Raw genomic sequence first — 20,891 nt, 5'->3', positions numbered from 1 at the left:
GTCCAGAGAGCAATAGCGGGTTCTCTGGAAGATTACAGGCATCAAGAGGTGGCCATGAACGTCCTTCTTCTCGGCTCCGGCGGCCGCGAACATGCGCTCGCCTGGAAGATCGCCGCGTCGCCGTTGCTGACCAAGCTCTATGCCGCGCCCGGCAATCCTGGCATCGGCCGCGAGGCGGAGCTGGTCAAGCTGGACATCGCCGATCATTCCGCTGTCGCCGCCTTCTGCAAGGACCGAGAGATCGGCCTCGTCGTGGTCGGGCCGGAAGGGCCGCTGGTGGCCGGCATATCAGACGATCTGCGTGGCTGGGGCATCCGCGTCTTTGGCCCGTCGCGCGCGGCGGCGCGGCTCGAAGGGTCGAAGGGCTTCACCAAGGATCTTTGCGCCAGATACGATATCCCCACCGCCGCCTATGGCCGTTTCGCGGACCTGGCATCGGCCAAGGCCTATGTCGAGAAGATGGGCACGCCGATCGTCATCAAGGCCGACGGCCTTGCCGCGGGCAAGGGCGTCACGGTGGCAATGGCGATGGATGAGGCGCTGGCCGCGCTCGACGCCTGTTTCGACGGTTCTTTCGGCACCGCCGGTGCGGAAGTGGTGGTCGAGGAGTTTCTGACCGGCGAGGAGGCCAGCTTCTTCTGCCTGTGCGACGGCACTACAGCACTGCCCTTCGGCACCGCGCAGGATCACAAGCGCGTCGGCGATGGTGATGTCGGCCCCAACACCGGCGGCATGGGCGCCTATTCGCCGGCCCCGGTGATGACGCCGCAGATGGTGGAGCGCACCATGCGCGAGATCGTCGAACCGACCATGCGCGGCATGGCTGCAACAGGTGCACCGTTCGCCGGCATTCTCTTCGCCGGGCTGATGATAACGGACGAAGGGCCGAAGCTGATCGAATACAACACCCGCTTCGGCGACCCCGAATGCCAGGTGCTGATGATGCGGCTGAAGGACGACCTGCTGGTGCTGCTCAATGCCGCCGTCGATGGCCAGCTCGCGCACATGTCGGCGCGCTGGAGCGACGAGGCGGCACTGACCGTCGTCATGGCCGCGAGGGGCTATCCCGGCACGCCCGAAAAAGGCTCGGTCATTCGAGGGCTCGATGAGGCCGCCAGCGAGGGCGCCCAGATTTTCCATGCCGGCACCGCCATCAATGGCGGCGCGCTGGTCGCCAACGGCGGTCGCGTCTTGAACGTCACCGCGATCGGCGCGACTGTCGGCGAGGCGCAGAAGAAGGCCTATGCCGCGCTCAACCGTATCGACTGGCCGCAGGGCTTCTGCCGCCGCGACATTGGCTGGCAGGCCGTGGCGCGCGAAAAGGCAGGAGCAAGCTGAACGCAAACATCCGGTCGCGCACTTTCAGCGTTTGCCCCGGTCGAGTTCGGTCGAACCGGTGCTCATCGGATCCGTCGCCACCGCGAAGGCGGCGTCGAGTTGCGCGGGCGAGCGCTGCCCGGCGCGCTTCCAGGCGACATATTGAGCGATGCCGAAGATTGGCCGCCGCGGCACCGTCTTCACGACAGGCATGCGGAACCCGTCGCGAAATTTCGACCAGCGCGAACCAAGCACCGCGACCATTTCCTCGAAACTCGGCGGCGTCGCCACGTCGGCGTAGATAAGGGTGGTCTTGCCCGCCAAAGCGGCTGCGCGCGAGAGCGGCACCGGTACGCTGGCGAGATAATCCGCCGGCACGTCGATCAGCCCGCCGAACGGCCATTGCTGGCGCAGCGTGGCGGCATCGGTCGGCGCGACGTTGACGTCGATGTCGTTGGGCGTCCCGGCTACCCGATAGGGGCAACGGAAGCGGCCGCAATTGGCCTGCGCCGAAAATTGCCAGAGCGCATAGCCTTGCCAGTTGCCGATGGGAAAATGCACGTCGATGTCAGGCTTGTAGCGCGCATACCAGAGCGGCAGCCGCGACAGCAGCCCGTATTTGTAGCTGTTGTCGGCGATATACTGGGCGGTCTTGCCATTGGTGTAGAGCACCGGGAAGCGGCCGATGCGCCGATGCACCTGGCGCACGAACGCCTCGGCGTCGTCGAGCGACATCCATTGCGCGGGATCGATGCCTTCGATGTCGAGGGCCATGAGGTCGTCCGGCGCGGGATCGGCGAAATCGAGGAAATTATTGGCCTGCTCGACCGGATTGCCGGGGCGGGCGAGGTGATAGGCGCCCCATTTCAGGCCGAGCGCCTTGGCCACGACCTTGCGCGTCTGGAACAGTTCGCGTGTCACCGCATGGCGCTTCCACAGCGCCTTGCAGAGTTTTACCTCGGTATCGTCTCCGGAGCAGGAATAGGGCGGCGACATGCCGTCGGAGGCTTTGTTGATGAAGCCGACGACGCGCTTGTCCGTGGCAAGCTGCGCCCAGTCGATGGAGTTGTATTCGTAGGCGTCGACGACAAGCGCCCGATCGGCACTTTTCCACGGCTCGGAGAAATCCGAGGCCCTTGCCGCCGGTGTTAGCGCCATTGTCACCGCAAGGGCGAAAAGCGCTATGCGGCGAGGAAAACGCGCCGTCCTTTTCAAACAGGGAATCCCCTTTGATCCAAGGCGGATCCTGAACCGCCATGGTTAAGGATTTGCTTTCAAGGCAATGCGGTCCGTCAGCCGAACAGCCTCAACGCCGTCGCTACCGATAGGAACAGCGACAATGGCCGGTCTTGGAATGGCCTGAAACCATGTTTGCAATAAAAAGCCGCGGCCTTGTTGTCCTTTGCGTCGACGATCAGTGCGAAGGAAGCAGGAGCAGCTTGGGCGCAGCGCCGAAGTGCGTCCACGATCAGTATCGATCCTACTCTTTGTCCCTGATATCGGGTATCGACTGCCAACCTTCCGATCAATATGGCGGGCAGGACCGGGTAACGCGGTAGGCGTCTTGTCAGGTCTTCCGGCGGAGAAGTGATGGGCACATTTGACGCTGCAAGAGTGTAGTATCCGGCAATGAGACGACATCACGACCTGCGGCGACAAAGCAGTTGCTAACTCGGCGTTTGACGTCCTGGCTTGCCAGCTCGTGTAGATATTGGTCGAGTGCCAGCACGCTACAGCTGAATGCCTTACGATCATACGATCCGGCCAGCGGCTCGATGATCAAGCCTAGACTCACCGGGATTCGACGACAAGTCGCTTGTAGGCGTCGGCGGCTTTGCGCAGCGCTTCATTAGGTTCGGGCGGATTGAGAATGGCCTCTGCCAGAGCGAGCTGATCCTCGATGGACAGGCGGATGATAGCGGTCTCCTCAACGGTGCGTTGTGCAGCTTCCTGCGCTGCGGAGACCACGAAGTCGCTGACGCTGCGGCCCTGGATTTCGGCGGCACGTTTCACCACACTCAGCATATCAGGGGATATCCGAGCTTCGAGACGGGAGGTACGGGTCAGTTGGTTTGTCCTTGCGATCACCTCTAGCACAGTATGTACGGGATTTACCCGTACATATCGAGTGCGACGGTCAGCGCCGGCCGAATGGCTGAATTTCAAACGGATCCGGCGCCGGGCCCTGTTGCAACGTGCCTTCGGCCGCGCGTTTGCGGTGGTGGGCGAGCGAGCATTTCGGCGAGCACAATATGCCGCGATCCGACCAATAGGCGGCGCCGTTTTCCACTTCGCCATGATAGTACGAGAACCCCGCCGCCCGGTAGGGCAGGCCGCATTCGATGCAACGGTAGGCGTCAGGTCTGGCGAGCATGAGTTGGTTTCCAGTTGGCTGGTTCCGGTCTGTCGCCGGTCGATTTTGATCCGGCATCCATCGAATTTAATACGAGCCCGCGCGATTGCAAAATCAGCGTGACAAAATTTGACGTTTACGTAAAAAGAAGATGGGAGATCGCCCAAAGGCGAATACGGTTTGGGGCAAGCAGGTCCTAGGATCAGCCGGGCCGATGCATCAGGAGGAGCGAGCGGCATGTATCGGGCACCCGTCGAGGACATCGCGTTCACACTCAAGCATGTGGCCGGCCTGAAGGCCGCCCTCGATGGCGGCACGTTCGGCGATCTCGGCGAGGATATCGTCGACGCCGTTCTTGGCGAAGCCGGCCGCTTCGCCTCCGAGGAGGTCGCGCCGCTCTACAAGATCGGTGACGAGCACGGCGCTGTGCTGAAGGATGCGGCGGTGACCATGCCGCCGGGCTGGAAGGAACTTTATCGCCGTTGGATCGAGGGCGGCTGGAACGCGCTCTCCGGCCCGGAAGACTATGGCGGCCAGGCGCTGCCGACCATGCTTGGCGTCGCCGCGCTCGAAATGTGGAACTCCGCTGCCATGGCCTTCGGCATCGGCCCGACGCTGACCATGGGCGCGGTCGAGGCGCTCGACAAGCATGCCTCCGAAGACCTCAAGACCAAATATCTCGCGAAGCTCGTCTCCGGCGAGTGGATGGGCACGATGAACCTGACCGAGCCGCAGGCCGGCTCCGATCTCGCCGCCTTGCGCGCGCGCGCCGAACCGGCCGGCGACGGCACCTACCGCATCTTCGGCCAGAAGATATTCATCACTTATGGCGAGCATGATCTCACCGACAACATCGTCCATCTGGTACTGGCGCGGCTGCCTGATGCGCCTGCGGGCACGCGCGGCATCTCGCTCTTCCTGGTGCCGAAATTCCTGGTCGGCGCCGACGGCTCGCCTGGCGCGCGCAACGACGTCTTCTGTTCGGGCCTCGAGCACAAGCTCGGCATCCATGCCTCGCCGACCTGCACCATGATCTATGGCGACGGTTTTCAGGGCGCCAGGCCCGGCGCCGTCGGCTGGCTGATCGGCGAGGAGAACAAGGGGCTGGCCTGCATGTTCACCATGATGAACAATGCCCGCCTCGCCGTCGGCATGCAGGGCGTGGCCGTCGCGGAAGCCGCGACCCAGAAGGCGATTGCCTATGCCAACGAGCGCCGCCAGGGCAAGGCGTCGGGCTATGGCGGCGCCGGCATGGCGCCGATCGTCCACCACCCCGACGTGCAGCGCAATCTCCTGACCATGAAGGCGCTGACGCAGATCGCGCGGGCGATCAGTTATTCCTGCGCCCATGCCATCGACCTGGCGCGGGTCTCGGATGGTGACCAGGCGGCCCATTGGCGCGACCGGGCCAACTTGCTGACGCCGCTTGCCAAGGCCTTTTCGACCGATATCGGCGTCGAGGTCGCCTCGCTCGGCGTCCAGGTCCATGGCGGCATGGGTTTCATCGAGGAGACGGGGGCCGCGGCACTCTACCGCGACGCCCGCATCGCGCCGATCTACGAGGGCACCAACGGCATCCAGGCCATCGATCTGGTGACCCGAAAACTGCCGCTCGGCGGCGGCGAGCATGTGCACGGCTACATTGCCGAGCTTGGCGCTGTCGCCAATGCCGTGCGGACATCGAATCTCGAAGGGCTTGGCCGCACGGCCGATGCTCTCGACAGCGGGCTCGACGATCTGACGCAAGCGACGCGTTTCCTGCAAAAACTGTCGGCCGATGGCCGGACGGACGAGGCGCTTGCCGGCGCGACACCCTATCTCAGGCTGATCTCGCTTGCAGCCGGCGGCGCCTACCTGGCGCGGGGCGCCCTTGCCGATCCGGGCCGCGTCACGCTTTGCCGCTTCTTCGCCGAGAACCTGCTCGGCGAGACAAGTGCCTTGAAGGGGCGCGTTGTCGACGGCGCCGCAAGCCTCGCCGCTGCCGGCAAGACATTGATTTCCGCTTGACGTTCACAAGGAAAGAACCGTGACAGACCATATCCTCGTCGAGCGCCAGGGCGCCATCCAGATCATCCGCATGAACCGCCCGGACAAGAAGAACGCGCTGACGCGCGCCATGTACGCCAGGATGTCGCAAACCTTGGCCGAAGGGGATGCGGATCCGGCAGTCCGCGTTCATGTCTTTCTCGGCGTGCCCGGCGCCTTCTCCTCCGGCAACGACCTCGCCGACTTCATGGTCGTTGCTACCGGCGGAGAAGGCGGCACGGAAGTCTGGGATTTCCTGATGGCGCTGGCCAGGGTCGAAAAACCCATCGTCTCCGGTGTCGACGGCATCGCGGTCGGCATCGGCACCACGCTCAATTTGCACTGCGACCTGACTTTCGCCACGCCGCGCACCGTGTTCAGGACGCCTTTCGTCGACCTTGGCCTTGTGCCCGAAGCAGGATCGAGCCTCTTGGCGCCGCGCATCCTCGGCCAGCAGGGCGCGTTCGCGCTGCTCGGCCTTGGCGAAGGCTTCTCGGCCGAACGCGCCAAGGCCGCCGGCCTGATCTACGAAGTGGTCGAGGAAGGAGCGCTGGAGGCGTCGGTTCTGGCGGCCGCCGGCCAGATCGCGGCCAAGCCGCCGCAGGCGCTCAGGATCGCGCGCGACCTGATGCGCGGGCCGCGCGAGCACCTCGTCGCTCGCATCGGCGAGGAAAGCGAGCATTTTCGCGAGCGGCTGAAATCGGATGAGGCACGCGCCGCGCTGACGGCATTCATGACCAGAAAGAAGAGCTGAGTCCTCTTCAGGGATAAAGCCGCGTCTTGTCCCAACCGCCTCCGGCATTGCGCGAAAATACCACCCGGTCATGCAGCCGGAACGGCCTGTCGTGCCAGAACTCGATCGTCTTCGGCACGATGCGGAAACCCGACCAGTGTTTTGGGCGCGGAATCTCGCCGATGGCGTAGCGGGCAGTATATTCGGCCACCGCCTTTTCCAGCGCGAACCGGCTTTCCAGCGGCCGTGACTGTTTGGAGGCCCAGGCGCCGATGCGGCTGCCGCGCGGCCGTGTTGCATAATAGGCGTCGGCTTCGGCATCGCTGACGATCTCCACCGGCCCGCGCACGCGCACCTGGCGGCGCAGCGATTTCCAGTGGAAGCACATCGCCGCCTTCATGCTGCCCAGGATCTCCCGGCCCTTGGCGCTTTCGAAATTCGTGTAGAACACAAAGCCGCTCTCATCGAACCCCTTGAGCAGCACCATCCGCACATCCGGCATGCCCTCGGCATCCACCGTTGCCAGCGCCACGCCGTTGGGGTCGTTCATTTCGCTTTTGGTGGCGTCGTCCAGCCATGCGGCAAAAAGGCGAAACGGCTCGGCGGCCTCGGTAAAGTCACCGCTTGTTAACTCAGTGTCACTCATAGTTTTTCTCAAATTTTCACCAAACAGGGGAGGTTGCCGATTGTCGCGTATCGCGCAAGCTTTTGACAGCAGGCAAGGCAGCCTATTTGCTTCAGCCAGCGCCAAAGCCGCGGTCGTGATGATTGCCTTGCCGCTTGCCGCATGCGGCGCGGGCGGCTTCAGCCTGCAAAAGGCCGAGGTCGATCGCTCGATCCTGACCGGCAGCATTTCGGCGCCGGCCGCGCCGGCCGCGCCGGCCGATTCGGACCGCGATTCCGACCAGACGACGATCGGCAACGCGGTGTCCTCCGCCGACATCGAGCAACTCCGCGGTCAAGCCGTGCCGTGGGCCAATGCCGGTACGGGTTCGCGCGGCTCCATCACCGAACTGGCGGAATTGAAGGACGGGGGCCAGACCTGCCGCCGCTTCAAGGCTTCGCGCGAAAGCTTTGACGGCGTTGCCATGTTCGCGGGCGAACTCTGCCTGGCCAGCGGCGGCGGCTGGCGCATGCAGGACTTCAGGACGCTTTGATCTTCCACCTTTGAAATAACGTCCAGCACTGGAATTTCTTCCTATGCGAGCGCATATAAGAGGCGACTATGGACTCACTCTTTCTCCAGGGCAGGAAGCATGCGCGACCCCTATGAGGTGCTGGGCGTTGCAAAGAACGCATCGGCCAAGGACATAAAATCGGCATACCGCAAACTCGCCAAGAAGCATCATCCGGACCAGAATCCGAATGATCCCAAGGCGAAGGACCGGTTTGCCGCGGCCAATCAGGCCTATGAGATCGTCGGCGACGAGAAGACCCGCGCCGCTTTCGATCGCGGCGAGATCGACGCCGACGGCAAGCCGCGTTTCCAGGGCTTCGAGGGCGCCCCCGGTGGCGGTGACCCCTTCGCCGGGTTTCGCCGCCAGCAGCAGGGAGCCGGCGGTTCGCGATTCGAGTTCCGCTCCGGACGCCCGGGCGGCGATCCGTTCGACGGCAACAGCGATATCTTCAGCCAGATTTTTGGCGACGTCTTCTCCGGCTCGCGAGGCGCCGGCCAAAGCGGGGCAGGAATGGGTGACCGCCGCCAGCCGGCAACCGCCGCCGACCTCAATGTCACGCTCGACATCACCATCGAGGAAGCGGCGAACGCTGAAAAGGTCACGGCGATGTTCCCCGACGGCCGCAAGGTGGCGGTCAAGCTGCCGGCCTATGTAGAGGACGGGCAGACCATCCGGCTGAAGGGGCAGGGCGAGCAGGGGCCGGGCCAGCCCGGCGACGCCCTGGTCAAGATCCGCTTCCGCCGGCATCCTCGCTACCGCCTGGACGGCCGCGACCTGCATGCCGATCTGCCGGTGGAACTGGCCGACGCGGTGCTTGGCGCCAAGGTGGCCGTCGAAACGCCGACCGGCAAGCTCGCGGTCAACGTTCCCGCCTGGTCGAGCTCGGACAAGGTCCTGCGCCTGAAGGGCAGGGGCCTGCCGGAAAAGGCCGGCGGCCACGGTGATCTCTACGCCCATGTGCGCATCATGCTGCCGGAAGGCGGCGACAGCGCGCTCGAAGGGCTGTTGCGCAGCCAAAAAGGCTGATTGGCGGCTCTTGTCCCCGAACTGTCCCGTTTGAGCGCTTGAAGGGGCTCTGTGCCTGTGCGATAGGGCTCTCCACAAATAAGAAATCTTGCGGAGAGCACGCATATGGCGGGTGGACAGGGCCTGATGGCCGGCAAACGCGGCCTGATTCTCGGCGTCGCCAACAACAGGTCGATCGCCTACGGCATCGCCAAGGCATGCGTCGACCATGGCGCCGAGATCGCACTGACCTATCAGGGTGAAGCGTTCAAGAAGCGGGTCGAGCCTCTGGCTCAGGAACTCGGCGCCTTTGTCGCCGGCCATTGCGATGTGACCGATCCGGCGAGCCTCGACGAGGTTTTCGCAAATGTCGCCAATCATTGGGGAAAGCTCGACTTTCTCGTCCACGCCATCGCTTTTTCCGACAAGGACGAACTGACCGGCCGCTATGTCGAGACGACGCGCGATAATTTCCTGCGCACGATGGACATTTCGGTCTATTCCTTCACCACCATCGCCAAGCGCGCCGAGGCGCTGATGACCGATGGCGGTTCGCTTTTGACGCTGACCTATTACGGCGCCGAAAAGGTGATGCCGCATTACAACGTCATGGGCGTCGCCAAGGCTGCACTCGAGGCCAGCGTGCGTTACCTCGCCGTCGATCTCGGGGCCAGGAAGATCCGCGTCAACGCGATCTCGGCGGGCCCGATCAAGACGCTGGCCGCTTCCGGCATCGGTGACTTCCGCTACATCCTGAAATGGAACGAATACAATTCGCCGCTGAAGCAGACGGTCACCCAGGAAGAGGTCGGCGATTCCGGCGTCTATTTCCTGTCCGACCTGTCGCGCGGCGTCACCGGCGAAGTGCATCATGTCGATTCCGGCTATCACGTCGTCGGCATGAAGGCGGTCGACGCACCCGATATTTCGACGGTCAAGGATTAACTCCCTCCGCCTATCCTCCGCCCAGGCCCTGGCCCGACCTCCGGAAGACCCGATGTACCCGCTGGTTTATATCGTGCGCCACGGCCAGACCGCGTGGAATGCCGAATTCCGGCTTCAGGGGCAGGCCGATACCGACATCAACGCGCTCGGCCGCGAGCAGGCGAGCGCAAACGGGCATCGGCTGGCTGACCTGATCTCCAACCCCGCGGAGTTCGATTTCGTCGCCAGCCCGATGCGGCGCACGCGCGAGACCATGGAGCGCATTCGCGCCGCCATGAAGCTCGACCCCGCTGCCTATGGGACCGATCCCCGCCTTGTTGAAGTGAATTTCGGCGACTGGCAGGGTTTCACCTTTGCCGAGCTCGAGACGCAATTTCCGGGTGCGAGCAGGACGCGTGCGCTGGACAAATGGAACTTTCAGCCGCCGGGCAAAGATGCCGAGAGCTACCAGATGCTGCTCGAACGGGTAAAGCCGTGGTTCGACGCGCTCGAGCGCCAGACAGTCTGCGTGACGCATGGCGGCGTCATGCGCACCTTGTTTCGCTTCGTGCTTGACATGGCCGAGGACGATGCGGCGAAGCTGGCGATACCGCAGGACCGCGTGCTCAAGCTGGAAGGCGACAGCCTGGGGTGGCTTTAGCCCCCGGCACGATCCAGGAAGGCTCATGCCGGTTGCAGGTGCATAAAACGGCTGTAACGGCTCAACAAACGCCGAACAGCCGATTTGCATTGGAAGCCTAGTTGGAGTCGCTGTCCGGCAACTGCATATCGGTGACGACGTTTTCACCATTGGTCACGTCATAGGCGATGACGATGTCCATGCCGGGCTTCAGCGCGTCGAGATCGGTTTCCGCGTTCAGCTTGTAGGATTTGCCGTCGTCCAGCGTCAGGGTCAGCGCGTCCTTGTCGATCTTCTTGATCAGGCCTTCGGTCTGCCCGGCGAAAGCGGCGGTGCAAAGCAGGAATGTGGCGGCAACAGCGCCAATCAGGGTACGCATCATCGTCCTCTTTGGTATTGCGCCGGCATGGGTAGCGGCGGATCCTCAACGGCGAATGGAGCAGAGCAGAAACCAATCGAATGTGTCAAAACTAAATCCGAAGATCACGGTTTGACCCCTGTGGAAAAGGCCAATAGAAGGCAGGCTTCAGTCGGCTCCGATGCCGGGCAAGGCACTTTGCGATGTCTCACAATACGTTCGGCCATCTTTTCCGCGTCACCACCTGGGGCGAAAGCCATGGGGCCGCATTGGGCTGCGTGGTCGACGGCTGCCCGCCCGGCATCCGCTTCGCGCGTGACGAAATCCAGGCCGAACTCGACAAGCGCCGGCCCGGCCAGTCGCGCTTCGTCACGCAGCGCCGTGAACCTGACGAAGTGAAGGTGCTGTCGGGCTTTATCCTTGACGATGACGGCGAGACGATGATCACGACAGGTACGCCGATCTCCATGCTGATCGAAAATGTCGACCAGCGCTCGAAGGACTATGGCGAGATCGCCCGCCAGTACCGGCCGGGCCATGCGGACTACACCTATGACGTCAAATACGGCGTGCGCGACTATCGCGGCGGCGGCCGATCCTCGGCGCGCGAGACAGCGGCTCGGGTCGCGGCCGGAGCCCTGGCCCGCAAGGTCGTGCCGGGCATGGTCGTGCGCGGGGCGCTGGTATCGATGGGCGAGAAGTCGATCGACCGCGCCAACTGGAACTGGAATTTCATCGGCGACGCGGACAATCCGTTCTTCACGCCCGATCCGGCGTCCGTTCCGGTCTTTACCCGATATCTCGACGGTATCCGCAAGGCGGGTTCCTCCGTCGGCGCCGTGATCGAGATCGTCGCCGACGGCGTTCCGGCCGGCCTCGGCGCGCCGATCTACGCAAAGCTCGACCAGGATATCGCGTCGGGCCTGATGTCGATCAACGCCGTCAAGGGCGTCGAGATCGGCAACGGCTTCGAGGCCGCCCGCATCACCGGCGAACAGAATGCCGACGAGATGCGCATCGGCAATGACGGCAGGCCGGTATTTCTGTCCAACAATGCCGGCGGCATCCTTGGCGGCATCTCGACCGGCCAGGCGATCATCGCCCGCTTCGCCGTCAAGCCGACGTCTTCAATCTTGACGCCCCGGAAGTCGATCGACAAGGACGGCAACGACGTCGAAGTGATGACCAAGGGCCGCCATGATCCGTGTGTGGGCATTCGCGCCGTACCGATCGGCGAGGCGATGGTTGCCTGCGCCATCGCCGACCATTATCTGCGGCACCGAGGGCAGACAGGTAAGGAAGGCAGTAAGGCAGTAGGGCAGTAGGGCAGTATGTTAAGCTGCCCGCGAGACGAGCAATTTTTCCTTCCCCCTACTGCCTTACTGCCCTATTCCCCTACTCCCTTGCGAGCGAAGCGAGCGTTCATGTCTTACGACCAGAAGAAGATCGTCGAAGCAATCCGGGCCTTCGAGCGTGGCGAGATCGTCGTCGTCATGGATGATGACGGGCGCGAGAACGAGGGCGACCTGATCGTCGCCGCCGTCCATTGCACACCGGAAAAGATGGCCTTCATCGTGCGTAACACTTCGGGCATCGTCTGCACGCCGATGCCGCGCGAGGAGGCCAAGCGCCTCAACCTTGCGCCGATGGTCGCCGACAATGATTCAGCGCACACCACAGCCTTCACCGTCAGCGTCGATTTCAAGCATGGCACCACGACAGGCATTTCCGCCGACGACCGCACGCTGACCGTGCGCAATCTCGCCAATGGCAATGTCGGTGCCTCCGATTTCGTCCGCCCCGGCCACATCTTCCCGCTCATCGCGCGCGAAGGCGGCGTGCTGATGCGCTCGGGCCATACCGAGGCTGCCGTCGATCTGTGCAAGCTCGCCGGCCTGCCGCCAATCGGCGTGATCTCGGAACTGGTCAATGATGACGGCACCGTCAAGCGCGGCCCGCAGGTCGCGGCTTTTGCCGAGGAACATGGCCTCAAGCAGGTTTCTGTCGCCGACCTCATTGCTTACCGGCAACGCAAGGAAACGCTGGTCGAACGCGTGGCATGCTCCGAGATCGATACGCTCGGCGGCAAGGCGCAGGTCTTCACCTATACGCTGCCTTGGGATTCCATGCATCATGTCGCCGTCGTCTTCGGTGACATCCGCGATGGGGAAGAGGTGCCTGTGCGTCTCCACTCCGAGGACGTGGTGACGGACGTGTTCGGCACCAGCCATCGGCTGGACGGCATCATGAAGGCGATGGGCGAGCGCAAGCGCGGCGTCATCGTCTATCTGCGCGAGGGCTCGGTCGGCGTCGCCCACCAGGAGCGCAACCGGCCGGCGAGCGGCGACCGCGAGGATCACGAAGAGGCGCGCCGCCGCGAGAATGAATGGCGCGAGATCGGGCTCGGCGCGCAGATCCTGAAGGATCTAGGCATTTCCTCGATCAAGCTGATCGCCTCGCGCGAGCGCCACTATGTCGGCCTTGAAGGTTTTGGCATCCACATCGCCAAGACCGAGATTCTCTGAAGTTCGACTGCGGCAGTAGCGTCCGATCCGCTGAACCGGACGCGTCATGGATCATTCCGCGGCAACGACGGCCGCTTCACACCCATCCAGCTCGCATTTGTGAGTGGCAAGGCTGCGTTGGCCGAGCAGCACCGTGACCAGGGCGATGCCGCCCGCGACCACCGAGACCCAGAACCCGTTCTGGGCCCCGAACGCATCCACCACCGCGCCGGCGGCGAAAGAGCCTAGCGCCATGCCGATGCCAATCCCGGTGGTTACCCAAGTGATGCCCTCGGTCAGCATCGCTTCCGGCACATGCCGTTCGATCAGGCCGAACGCCGTGATGAAGGTCGGCGAGATCGCCACGCCGCTGATGAAGACGGTCAGCGCCAGCAGCGGCACGCTGTCGGCGGTGAGCGGCAAAAGCGTGCTGACCGCGATGATGCTGACCGCGACTGCCAGCTGGCGCTGCAATGGCGCCTTCAGGTTGAGCGCGCCGACCACGATGCCCAGCACGAAGGATCCCAGCGCATAGACGCCGATCACCAGGCTTGCGGCACCGGCTTGGCCGAACTCCTTGGTGATCGCCACGGTGCTTACTTCCGTCGTCGCGAAGGTCGCGCCGATGAAGATCAGGGCGAAGGTGATGATCTGCACAGGACGCAGGCGGATCGCCGAGCCGGCCGAACCACGGTCCACCGGCCGCACTTTCGGCTCGGTCGATCGCTGCAGGATGAAAGCTATCGAGCCCAAGGCGAGAAACAAAGTGCTCGCCAGCATGCCTGCTTCCGGAAACAGCGCTGCACTGAGGCCCACCGACAGCGACGCACCGGCGATATAGACCAGCTCGTCGGCCGCCGATTCGAACGCGAAGGCAGTGTTCATCTCCGGCCGGCCGCGAAAAAGCTCGGTCCAGCGCGCGCGCACCATTGCCGGCATGCTGGGCATGGCCGCGGCCAGCAGCGCCGACACGAACAATGTCCATACCGGCCAATCCTGATTGGCCGACGCAATCAGCAGCAGGAATGCCAGCACGGAGATGATGGTGGTGGGTACGACGATCCGTGTCTGGCCGAGGCGGTCGACCAGCCTGGAGATCTGCGGCGCCAGGAAAGCGTTGGCCAGCGCGAACGTCGCCGAGACGGCGCCCGCCAGCCAGTATTCGCCGCGCGTCTGCGACAGCATCGCCACGATGCCGATCGGCGCCATGGCGATCGGCAGGCGCGCCATGAAGCCTGCAGCGGCAAAGCCCTTGGCACCAGGGGCTCGAAAAATCTCGGAATAGGGGTTCTGCATGGTCCGTTCCTCGACAAAAGGCGATTCGGAAATTACATACGATGCGTATGAACACTAAATAGATCATACGTTGCGTATGTCAATTGGCATACGGAACGTATGTGGATAAGGCCAGAAGAGATGCACAAGCCCCGCAAGGAAATGATCGCCGAAACGCGCGCCAAATTGATTGCCGCGGCCCGGCATGCGTTCGGAACGATCGGCTATGCCGAAGCGTCGATGGACGATTTCACCGCATCGGCAGGACTGACGCGCGGTGCGCTTTATCATCATTTCGGCGACAAGAAGGGGCTCTTGCAGGCGGTCATCGCCGAGATCGACGCCGAGATGGCGGCACGGGTGAATGAGGTTGCAGCGAAAGCACCGACCCGCTGGCAAAGCTTCGTCGACGAATGCACGAGCTACATCGAAATGGCGCTGGAGCCGGAAATCCAGCGAATCATGTTCCGGGACGGTCCGGCCGTGCTGGGGGATCCCGCGCAATGGCCGAACGCCAATGCCTGCGTCGCGTCGATGACCGATCACCTGACGACGCTGCAGGGCGACGGGGTGGTCGTCTCGGGCGTCGACCCCGAGACCGCGGCACGGCTGATCAACGGGGCGAGCAGTCAGGCGGCGCAGCGGATCGCCAATTCGAACGACCCGGAAGCGACATCAAAGACCGTGGTGGCGGCATTCAAGCAACTGCTCGAAGGATTGTTGAGGAAGGGTGCCACAGCCGCCTGAAGGCGGATAGCCGAGGTGCTTCCAGGTTCAGATGCTCAGGACAAGGCGCAGGCCGCCGGCAGCGCTGAGCATGCCGTAGCGGCAATCAAATCAAGGGTTTGCCAGATTTTTCGCATGTTGCCACCTTGAGGCGGGCGATCGTTGACTTGAGCGGCACTTCGCCCTGTCCGCAAAACGTCTCGCTCATGATCAGCTCGGGCAGCGGCAGCCGTCGACCCCAGCCATGTGTTTCGAGGTCCGGTTTCGGCGCGAATTCGGAGACGCGGCCGACACAGAGATAGGCCACCGGCGTCACATGCTCGGGAATCGACAGAAGATCTTTCAACGCCCGCGCCTCGATAATGCTGACCCAGCCGACGCCGACGCCTTCGGCGCGTGCCGCCAGCCAGAAATTCTGCACCGCGCAGACCGTGCTGTAGAGATCCATCTCGGGATTGTGCCAGCGTCCCAGCGGCGAACCCTGTGAGCGTCGGCGGTCGCAGGTGATGCAGATATTGAGCGCGCTTTCGCAGATGCCTTCCAGCTTGAGCTTGCGGTAGAGCGCCCGCCGCTCTTCTTCGATGGCGGGCAATTCCTGCTCGCGCGCCGCCAGGAACAGGTCGCGCACCTGTTCCCGTCGTGCGGTGCCACGAATGACGATGAAATTCCATGGCTGCATGAAGCCGACCGATGGCGCGTGATGGGCGGCAAGCAGCAGCCGTGCCAGCGCCTCGTCATCGACGGCCTCTGATGTAAAATAGCTGCGGACATCGCGCCGCGTGAACATGGCGCGGTAGACCGCATCGCGCGCCATCTGGTCGAATCCGTCACCCACGGGGATGGTCATATCGTCCGGCATCGCTTGTCCCCTTGCGATTGCAATCAACTGCCGTCCGCCTGACCATGCGGATGACGATGCCTGCCAGGCCGGTCTTCTGGCTCGGGATCAACCCGCGTCCGGCGCCTTCCCGTCATCGACAGTGGCATTTACCGGCGCGGTCCCCCTTACAGCGTTGGGCACGCCACGGGATCAAACCGTGTTCCCGATTCTCCCGCTCGCAGCGGGCACCAGGCAGCGGCCGGGACTTTACGACGAAGCCTCCGCGCCGCCAATCCCCGCGGCGACGCGAATGGACGCAGGCGCGATTTTCCCCAGCCATCAGGCCGCAACGCATGGCTATCGCCGCTCCGGGGCACTAGATAGGGAGCATGGCCACTCGTCTCTACACCCATCCGATCTTCCTCGAGCACATCACGCCACCCGGCCATCCGGAGCGGCCGGACCGCTTGCGCGCCATCGAGCGCGTGCTCGACGAGGAGGCTTTTGCCGCGCTCGACCGCCTCGAGGCGCCGGAAGGCGACGAGGCCACCATTCTCTACGCGCATCCCGAGGATTTCGTCGAGCGGGTACGCGCCGCCATTCCCGAGACGGGCATCGCCCGCATCGATGCCGACACAACGGCCAGCCCGAAGAGCTGGCAAGCGGCGATCACCGCGATCGGCGCCGCCAACGCCGCCGTCGACGACGTCTTTGCCGGCAGGGCAGACAACGTTTTCGTCGCCGCCCGGCCACCCGGCCATCATGCGGAGAAAGCGACGGCGATGGGCTTCTGCCTGTTCAACACGGCGGCCATCGCCGCACGTTATGCACAGCGCAAACACGATATCGAACGTGTCGCCATCGTCGACTGGGACGTGCATCACGGCAACGGCACGCAGGATATTTTCTGGGACGATCCGTCCGTGCTTTACTGCTCGACCCACCAGATGCCGCTCTACCCCGGCACCGGAGCAAAGAACGAAACCGGCGCGGGCAACATCGTCAACGCGCCGCTTGCGCCGCAAACCGGCAGCGACGCGTTCCGCGATGCCTTCCTGTCGCGCGTGCTGCCCTCGCTCGACAATTTTGCACCCGACCTGATCATCATTTCGGCCGGTTTCGACGCGCATCATCGCGACCCGCTGGCCGAGATCAACCTGACCGAGGATGATTTCGACTGGGCGACCGGCCAGCTCATGCAGCGCGCGGCGCGCCACAGCGGCAACCGGCTCGTCAGCCTGCTCGAGGGCGGCTACGATCTGCAGGGATTGGCATTTTCGGTCGCCGCCCATGTCGGGCGACTGATGAAAGGATGAATGATGGCTGGTGAAACCAACGAAGACGTCAAGGCTATGAGCTTCGAACAGGCTCTCGACGCGCTGGAGAAGATCGTCGATGATCTGGAGCGTGGCGATGTGCCGCTCGACCAGTCGATCAGGATCTACGAGCGCGGCGAGGCGCTGAAGGTGCATTGCGACCGCTTGCTCAAGGCAGCCGAGGACAAGGTGGAGAAGATCAGGCTGTCCCGCGACGGCAAGCCGGTCGGGACGGAGCCGCTGGACGCGGATTGAGGCACGCGGCCGTTGCCGGTTTTTGACACGATCATGATTGAGGATAGAACGCATCCCGATTGAAACGGCTTCAGGACAAGAGGAGATACGGAAGCGATGTGCAGAAACATCAAGACCCTGTTCAATTTTGATCCGCCGGCAACCGATGACGAGGTGCGCGATGCTGCCCTTCAGTTCGTCCGCAAGCTGAGCGGAACGACGCGGCCCTCGAAGCAGAACCAGCACGCCTTCGACCATGCCGTCGAGGCCATCGCGGCGTCGGCGCGCGAGCTTCTCGATTCGCTTGAAACCAACCAGCATCCGCGCAATCGCGAGGAGGTTGCGGCCAAGCTGCGGGCGAAGGCGGCGATCCGCTTTGCCTGATCTGCCCAAAGCAGCCATCGGCCGCTGACAAGGAGAGTTCATGAGCTTCTTCCCCGGGAAGGACCCCGAAATAGGCGACGCCTTTGCCAGCGACCAGATCGAATTGATGGTCATTCCGAACGCGAAGGACATTGGCGGTTTTCAGGTTCGCCGTGCCTTGCCGACCGCCAGAAGGCGGCTGGTCGGTCCCTTCATCTTCTTCGACCGCATGGGGCCTGCCATCCTGCGCGCCGGTCAGGCGCTCGACGTCCGGCCGCATCCGCATATCGGTCTGTCGACGGTCACCTACCTGTTCGATGGCAGGATCAGGCATCGCGATTCGCTCGGCACCGAAATGGTGATCGAGCCGGGTGACGTGAACCTGATGACCGCCGGCCGCGGCATCGTCCATTCGGAGCGCACGCCGGAAGAACTGCGCGGCGCGCCGATGTCGGTCTCGGGCCTGCAGACATGGCTGGCGCTGCCGGACGGCAAGGAGGAAGTGGCGCCGGTGTTCGAGAACACCGCTGTCGCGCGGCTTCCCGACATCGACGCGGAAGGCGTCAGTGGCCGCATCGTCATCGGCGATTTCCAGGGGCTGCGTTCCCCGGTGCGGGCCGATTCCGAGACGCTCTACGCCGACCTCAGGCTGGCGCCGGGCGCCAGCGTCAAAATCCCGGCCGACGCGGAAGAACGCGCCATCTACACGCTGGAAGGCGAGGTCTCGATTTCCGGCGACGTGTTTCCGGCCGAACGGCTGCTGGTGTTCCGGCCCGGCGACGAGATCGTCGTATCCTCACAGGCCGGTGCCCATTTCATGCTGTTCGGCGGCGCCTCGCTGGGCTCGAAGCGCTACATCTGGTGGAATTTCGTCTCGTCCTCCAAGGAGCGCATCGAACAGGCCAAGCAAGAATGGAAGACCGGCCGCTTCGACATCGTTCCCGGCGATGAGAAAGAGTTCATTCCACTGCCGGAAGGCTGAGGAAATCGACGACAGGGCCGTGCCTTCCGCGTCATTTGACAGGCATTTACTTTCGCCTGACGGCGGCCTATCCCGCGCATGAACAGAAGCCTGGGCCTACCCGTGAACGCAACGCCGCATACGCCGCTTCTCGACAAGGTCCGCATCCCGGCCGAACTGCGCACGCTTTCCGAAAGCGAATTGCCGCAACTGGCATCGGAGCTTCGCCTCGAACTGATCGACGCGGTGTCGCGCACCGGCGGTCATCTCGGCGCCGGGCTTGGCGTTGTCGAACTGACCGTGGCGCTGCACTATGTCTTCAACACACCCGATGACCGGCTGATCTGGGATGTTGGCCACCAGGCCTATCCGCACAAGATCCTGACCGGGCGCCGCGATCGCATCCGCACCTTGCGCCAGGAGGGCGGCCTCTCCGGCTTCACCCGCCGCACCGAGAGCGAATACGATCCGTTTGGCGCCGCCCACTCCTCGACGTCGATATCGGCGGGCCTGGGCATGGCGGCGGCCCGCGATCTTGCCGGCGGCCGCAACAATGTCATCGCCGTCATCGGCGACGGCGCCATGTCGGCCGGCATGGCCTACGAGGCGATGAACAATGCCGGTGCGCTCGATGCCCGCCTGATCGTCATTCTCAACGACAACGACATGTCGATCGCCCCGCCGACCGGCGCCATGAGCGCCTATCTGGCGCGCCTGGCCTCTGGCAAGGCCTATGTCGGCCTGCGCGACTTCGGCAAGAAACTGACCTCGTATCTTGGCAAGCGAGCCGACCGTGCCATCACCAGGGCCGTCGAGCACGCGCGCGGCTACGTGACCGGCGGCACGCTGTTCGAGGAGCTCGGCTTCTACCATATCGGCCCGATCGACGGTCATAATCTGGACCATCTGATCCCGGTGCTGAAAAATGTCCGTGACAATGGCAAGGGCCCGGTGCTGATCCATGTCGTCACCCAGAAGGGCAAGGGCTACGCGCCGGCGGAGGCCGCGGCCGACAAATATCACGGCGTCAACAAGTTCGACGTGATCACCGGCGCGCAGGCCAAGGCTCCGGCCAACGCGCCGGCCTACACCAAGGTGTTCGCCGAAAGCCTGATCCGGGAGGCCCAGGAGGACGAGCGCATCGTCGCCGTCACCGCCGCCATGCCGGGCGGCACCGGGCTTGACCTGTTCGGCGAAGTGTTCCCGGCCAGGACCTTCGATGTAGGCATCGCCGAGCAGCATGCGGTGACGTTCGCGGCCGGCCTCGCTACCGAAGGCTACAAGCCGTTCGCGGCGATCTATTCGACCTTCTTGCAACGTGCCTACGACCAGGTCGTGCACGACGTGGCGATCCAGAAATTGCCGGTGCGCTTCCCGATCGATCGCGCCGGCTTCGTCGGCGCCGACGGCGCCACTCATTGCGGCGCCTTCGACACCACCTTCCTTGCCTCCCTGCCGGGCTTCGTCGTCATGGCGGCGGCCGACGAGGCGGAACTGCGCCACATGGTGCGCACGGCGGCAACCTACGATGACGGCCCGATCGCCTTCCGCTATCCGCGCGGCAATGGCGTCGGCGTCGACATGCCCGATCGCGGCTCGGTGCTCGAAATAGGCAAGGGCCGCATCGTCAGGGAAGGCAGCAAGGTGGCGCTCCTGTCCTTCGGCACGCGCTTGCAGGATTGCTTGGTCGCGGCCGAGGAACTGGGCGCGGCCGGGCTTTCGACCACCGTCGCCGATGCCCGCTTCGCCAAGCCGCTCGATGCGGACCTGATCCGCCGGCTGGCCCGCTCGCATGAGGTTCTGGTCACGGTGGAGGAGGGCGCCATCGGCGGCTTCGCCAGTCACGTTTTGCAGTTCCTCGCCCATGAGGGCCTGCTGGAAAGCGGCCTGAAAGTGCGCCCGCTTGTGCTGCCGGACGTGTTTGCCGACCACGCCAAGCCGGAAAAGATGTATGCCGATGCCGGTCTCGATGCCGCCGGCATCGTCCATACGGTTTTCACCGCCCTCGGGCAGGCGGTCCGCGCCCAGCGCGCCTGAATCAAAGTCTCAAACCTCTGGATCGGTTTGTCGGCTATTTGTAATAACACATTGTTTACGCTGCTGTTTGGCGGTTTGATTACCGTGTCTCTTGGTCATTTTTGAACGGCGCCCTGCTAGAT

At 63.7% G+C, this 20,891-nt stretch carries 23 protein-coding genes and 1 riboswitch; of the genes, 15 read left to right on the top strand and 8 right to left on the bottom strand.

Going from position 1 to position 20,891, the window contains the following annotated elements:
* Nucleotides 1-54: 54 nt before the first annotated feature.
* A complete protein-coding gene (gene purD, locus FJ964_RS14865) occupies nucleotides 55-1,338 on the top strand; it encodes a phosphoribosylamine--glycine ligase (protein ID WP_140551067.1) in 1,284 nt (427 codons plus the stop codon).
* Between the two features lie 24 nt (nucleotides 1,339-1,362).
* On the opposite strand, the gene FJ964_RS14860 is transcribed toward purD, so the two are convergent.
* From FJ964_RS14860 to FJ964_RS14845, 4 genes are all read right to left on the bottom strand, one after another.
* Nucleotides 1,363-2,475 (bottom strand): glycoside hydrolase family 25 protein, encoded by a 1,113-nt coding sequence (locus tag FJ964_RS14860; RefSeq protein WP_140551066.1) that lies wholly within the window; start codon nucleotides 2,473-2,475, stop codon nucleotides 1,363-1,365.
* Between the two features lie 134 nt (nucleotides 2,476-2,609).
* Nucleotides 2,610-2,915 (bottom strand): GNAT family N-acetyltransferase, encoded by a 306-nt coding sequence (locus FJ964_RS31350; RefSeq protein WP_224713282.1) that lies wholly within the window; start codon nucleotides 2,913-2,915, stop codon nucleotides 2,610-2,612.
* 193 nt (nucleotides 2,916-3,108) lie between these two features.
* A complete protein-coding gene (locus tag FJ964_RS14850) occupies nucleotides 3,109-3,405 on the bottom strand; it encodes a DUF1778 domain-containing protein (RefSeq protein WP_318013080.1) in 297 nt (98 codons plus the stop codon).
* A 49-nt stretch (nucleotides 3,406-3,454) separates the two neighbouring features.
* On the bottom strand, nucleotides 3,455-3,691 hold the full coding sequence (locus FJ964_RS14845; protein WP_140551065.1) for a hypothetical protein: 237 nt from the start codon (nucleotides 3,689-3,691) through the stop codon (nucleotides 3,455-3,457).
* Nucleotides 3,692-3,907: 216 nt separating this feature from the next.
* On the opposite strand from FJ964_RS14845, the gene FJ964_RS14840 reads away from it, so the two are divergent.
* Together FJ964_RS14840 and FJ964_RS14835 are read left to right on the top strand one after the other, a co-directional pair.
* Nucleotides 3,908-5,677, top strand: coding sequence for an acyl-CoA dehydrogenase (locus FJ964_RS14840; RefSeq protein ID WP_140551064.1), 1,770 nt, complete (start codon nucleotides 3,908-3,910; stop codon nucleotides 5,675-5,677).
* Between the two features lie 19 nt (nucleotides 5,678-5,696).
* Entirely contained in the window at nucleotides 5,697-6,449 is a 753-nt protein-coding gene (locus FJ964_RS14835) for a crotonase/enoyl-CoA hydratase family protein (RefSeq protein WP_140551063.1), read from the top strand.
* A 7-nt stretch (nucleotides 6,450-6,456) separates the two neighbouring features.
* On the opposite strand, the gene pdxH is transcribed toward FJ964_RS14835, so the two are convergent.
* Nucleotides 6,457-7,074 carry a pyridoxamine 5'-phosphate oxidase gene (pdxH, locus tag FJ964_RS14830; protein ID WP_140551062.1) on the bottom strand — a complete coding sequence of 206 codons (618 nt, stop codon included), beginning with the start codon at nucleotides 7,072-7,074 and terminating at the stop codon, nucleotides 6,457-6,459.
* A gap of 40 nt (nucleotides 7,075-7,114) precedes the next feature.
* On the opposite strand from pdxH, the gene FJ964_RS14825 reads away from it, so the two are divergent.
* The 4 genes from FJ964_RS14825 to FJ964_RS14810 all read left to right on the top strand — a co-directional run bounded on the left by FJ964_RS14825 (nucleotide 7,115) and on the right by FJ964_RS14810 (nucleotide 10,196).
* On the top strand, nucleotides 7,115-7,585 hold the full coding sequence (locus FJ964_RS14825; protein WP_140551061.1) for an RT0821/Lpp0805 family surface protein: 471 nt from the start codon (nucleotides 7,115-7,117) through the stop codon (nucleotides 7,583-7,585).
* Between the two features lie 99 nt (nucleotides 7,586-7,684).
* Nucleotides 7,685-8,632, top strand: coding sequence for a DnaJ C-terminal domain-containing protein (locus FJ964_RS14820; protein WP_140551060.1), 948 nt, complete (start codon nucleotides 7,685-7,687; stop codon nucleotides 8,630-8,632).
* A 105-nt stretch (nucleotides 8,633-8,737) separates the two neighbouring features.
* Nucleotides 8,738-9,556, top strand: a complete 819-nt coding sequence (gene fabI / locus FJ964_RS14815) for an enoyl-ACP reductase FabI (protein ID WP_140551059.1) — start codon at nucleotides 8,738-8,740, stop codon at nucleotides 9,554-9,556.
* A 52-nt stretch (nucleotides 9,557-9,608) separates the two neighbouring features.
* A complete protein-coding gene (locus tag FJ964_RS14810) occupies nucleotides 9,609-10,196 on the top strand; it encodes a histidine phosphatase family protein (protein WP_140498047.1) in 588 nt (195 codons plus the stop codon).
* 97 nt (nucleotides 10,197-10,293) lie between these two features.
* On the opposite strand, the gene FJ964_RS14805 is transcribed toward FJ964_RS14810, so the two are convergent.
* Complete coding sequence (locus FJ964_RS14805; protein WP_140551058.1) at nucleotides 10,294-10,554, bottom strand: DUF1344 domain-containing protein; 261 nt, start codon at nucleotides 10,552-10,554, stop codon at nucleotides 10,294-10,296.
* Nucleotides 10,555-10,736: 182 nt separating this feature from the next.
* On the opposite strand from FJ964_RS14805, the gene aroC reads away from it, so the two are divergent.
* Nucleotides 10,737-11,858, top strand: a complete 1,122-nt coding sequence (gene aroC, locus FJ964_RS14800; RefSeq protein ID WP_140551057.1) for a chorismate synthase — start codon at nucleotides 10,737-10,739, stop codon at nucleotides 11,856-11,858.
* Between the two features lie 99 nt (nucleotides 11,859-11,957).
* On the top strand, nucleotides 11,958-13,058 hold the full coding sequence (gene ribB, locus FJ964_RS14795) for a 3,4-dihydroxy-2-butanone-4-phosphate synthase (protein WP_140520813.1): 1,101 nt from the start codon (nucleotides 11,958-11,960) through the stop codon (nucleotides 13,056-13,058).
* 51 nt (nucleotides 13,059-13,109) lie between these two features.
* Here ribB and FJ964_RS14790 read toward each other — a convergent pair whose 3' ends face one another.
* Nucleotides 13,110-14,333, bottom strand: coding sequence for an MFS transporter (locus FJ964_RS14790; RefSeq protein ID WP_140551056.1), 1,224 nt, complete (start codon nucleotides 14,331-14,333; stop codon nucleotides 13,110-13,112).
* 120 nt (nucleotides 14,334-14,453) lie between these two features.
* Here FJ964_RS14790 and FJ964_RS14785 point away from each other — a divergent pair, with 120 nt between their 5' ends.
* The gene (locus FJ964_RS14785; protein ID WP_140551055.1) at nucleotides 14,454-15,059 is read left to right on the top strand and encodes a TetR/AcrR family transcriptional regulator; all 606 of its coding nucleotides are present in this window, start codon (nucleotides 14,454-14,456) and stop codon (nucleotides 15,057-15,059) included.
* An 85-nt stretch (nucleotides 15,060-15,144) separates the two neighbouring features.
* Here FJ964_RS14785 and bluB read toward each other — a convergent pair whose 3' ends face one another.
* Complete coding sequence (gene bluB / locus FJ964_RS14780) at nucleotides 15,145-15,897, bottom strand: 5,6-dimethylbenzimidazole synthase (RefSeq protein WP_140551054.1); 753 nt, start codon at nucleotides 15,895-15,897, stop codon at nucleotides 15,145-15,147.
* Between the two features lie 48 nt (nucleotides 15,898-15,945).
* A riboswitch (cobalamin riboswitch) is annotated at nucleotides 15,946-16,126 on the bottom strand.
* A gap of 121 nt (nucleotides 16,127-16,247) precedes the next feature.
* On the opposite strand from bluB, the gene FJ964_RS14775 reads away from it, so the two are divergent.
* The 5 genes from FJ964_RS14775 to dxs all read left to right on the top strand — a co-directional run bounded on the left by FJ964_RS14775 (nucleotide 16,248) and on the right by dxs (nucleotide 20,769).
* Nucleotides 16,248-17,174 (top strand): histone deacetylase family protein, encoded by a 927-nt coding sequence (locus FJ964_RS14775; protein ID WP_140551053.1) that lies wholly within the window; start codon nucleotides 16,248-16,250, stop codon nucleotides 17,172-17,174.
* Nucleotides 17,175-17,177: 3 nt separating this feature from the next.
* Entirely contained in the window at nucleotides 17,178-17,429 is a 252-nt protein-coding gene (locus tag FJ964_RS14770; protein ID WP_140498064.1) for an exodeoxyribonuclease VII small subunit, read from the top strand.
* A gap of 96 nt (nucleotides 17,430-17,525) precedes the next feature.
* Complete coding sequence (locus FJ964_RS14765) at nucleotides 17,526-17,792, top strand: DUF2277 domain-containing protein (RefSeq protein WP_140551052.1); 267 nt, start codon at nucleotides 17,526-17,528, stop codon at nucleotides 17,790-17,792.
* 40 nt (nucleotides 17,793-17,832) lie between these two features.
* Nucleotides 17,833-18,753, top strand: coding sequence for a pirin family protein (locus tag FJ964_RS14760; RefSeq protein ID WP_140551051.1), 921 nt, complete (start codon nucleotides 17,833-17,835; stop codon nucleotides 18,751-18,753).
* 78 nt (nucleotides 18,754-18,831) lie between these two features.
* A complete protein-coding gene (dxs, locus tag FJ964_RS14755) occupies nucleotides 18,832-20,769 on the top strand; it encodes a 1-deoxy-D-xylulose-5-phosphate synthase (RefSeq protein WP_181172478.1) in 1,938 nt (645 codons plus the stop codon).
* Nucleotides 20,770-20,891 lie beyond the last annotated feature (122 nt).

This window comes from Mesorhizobium sp. B2-3-2 (assembly GCF_006442295.1).
Lineage (GTDB): Bacteria > Pseudomonadota > Alphaproteobacteria > Rhizobiales > Rhizobiaceae > Mesorhizobium.
The sequence above is the reverse complement of the archived record's forward strand: the minus strand, read 5'-3'. Positions and strand labels throughout refer to the sequence as shown.

Coding starts and splice junctions, on each gene's coding strand:
- purD (WP_140551067.1), top strand. CDS start 55: ATGAACGTCCTTCTTCTCGGCTCCGGCGGCCGCGAACATGCGCTCGCC.
- FJ964_RS14860 (WP_140551066.1), bottom strand. CDS start 2,475: ATGGCGCTAACACCGGCGGCAAGGGCCTCGGATTTCTCCGAGCCGTGG.
- FJ964_RS14845 (WP_140551065.1), bottom strand. CDS start 3,691: ATGCTCGCCAGACCTGACGCCTACCGTTGCATCGAATGCGGCCTGCCC.
- FJ964_RS14840 (WP_140551064.1), top strand. CDS start 3,908: ATGTATCGGGCACCCGTCGAGGACATCGCGTTCACACTCAAGCATGTG.
- pdxH (WP_140551062.1), bottom strand. CDS start 7,074: ATGAGTGACACTGAGTTAACAAGCGGTGACTTTACCGAGGCCGCCGAG.
- FJ964_RS14820 (WP_140551060.1), top strand. CDS start 7,685: ATGCGCGACCCCTATGAGGTGCTGGGCGTTGCAAAGAACGCATCGGCC.
- fabI (WP_140551059.1), top strand. CDS start 8,738: ATGGCGGGTGGACAGGGCCTGATGGCCGGCAAACGCGGCCTGATTCTC.
- FJ964_RS14810 (WP_140498047.1), top strand. CDS start 9,609: ATGTACCCGCTGGTTTATATCGTGCGCCACGGCCAGACCGCGTGGAAT.
- FJ964_RS14805 (WP_140551058.1), bottom strand. CDS start 10,554: ATGCGTACCCTGATTGGCGCTGTTGCCGCCACATTCCTGCTTTGCACC.
- aroC (WP_140551057.1), top strand. CDS start 10,737: ATGTCTCACAATACGTTCGGCCATCTTTTCCGCGTCACCACCTGGGGC.
- ribB (WP_140520813.1), top strand. CDS start 11,958: ATGTCTTACGACCAGAAGAAGATCGTCGAAGCAATCCGGGCCTTCGAG.
- FJ964_RS14790 (WP_140551056.1), bottom strand. CDS start 14,333: ATGCAGAACCCCTATTCCGAGATTTTTCGAGCCCCTGGTGCCAAGGGC.
- FJ964_RS14785 (WP_140551055.1), top strand. CDS start 14,454: ATGCACAAGCCCCGCAAGGAAATGATCGCCGAAACGCGCGCCAAATTG.
- bluB (WP_140551054.1), bottom strand. CDS start 15,897: ATGCCGGACGATATGACCATCCCCGTGGGTGACGGATTCGACCAGATG.
- FJ964_RS14775 (WP_140551053.1), top strand. CDS start 16,248: ATGGCCACTCGTCTCTACACCCATCCGATCTTCCTCGAGCACATCACG.
- FJ964_RS14770 (WP_140498064.1), top strand. CDS start 17,178: ATGGCTGGTGAAACCAACGAAGACGTCAAGGCTATGAGCTTCGAACAG.
- FJ964_RS14765 (WP_140551052.1), top strand. CDS start 17,526: ATGTGCAGAAACATCAAGACCCTGTTCAATTTTGATCCGCCGGCAACC.
- FJ964_RS14760 (WP_140551051.1), top strand. CDS start 17,833: ATGAGCTTCTTCCCCGGGAAGGACCCCGAAATAGGCGACGCCTTTGCC.
- dxs (WP_181172478.1), top strand. CDS start 18,832: ATGAACAGAAGCCTGGGCCTACCCGTGAACGCAACGCCGCATACGCCG.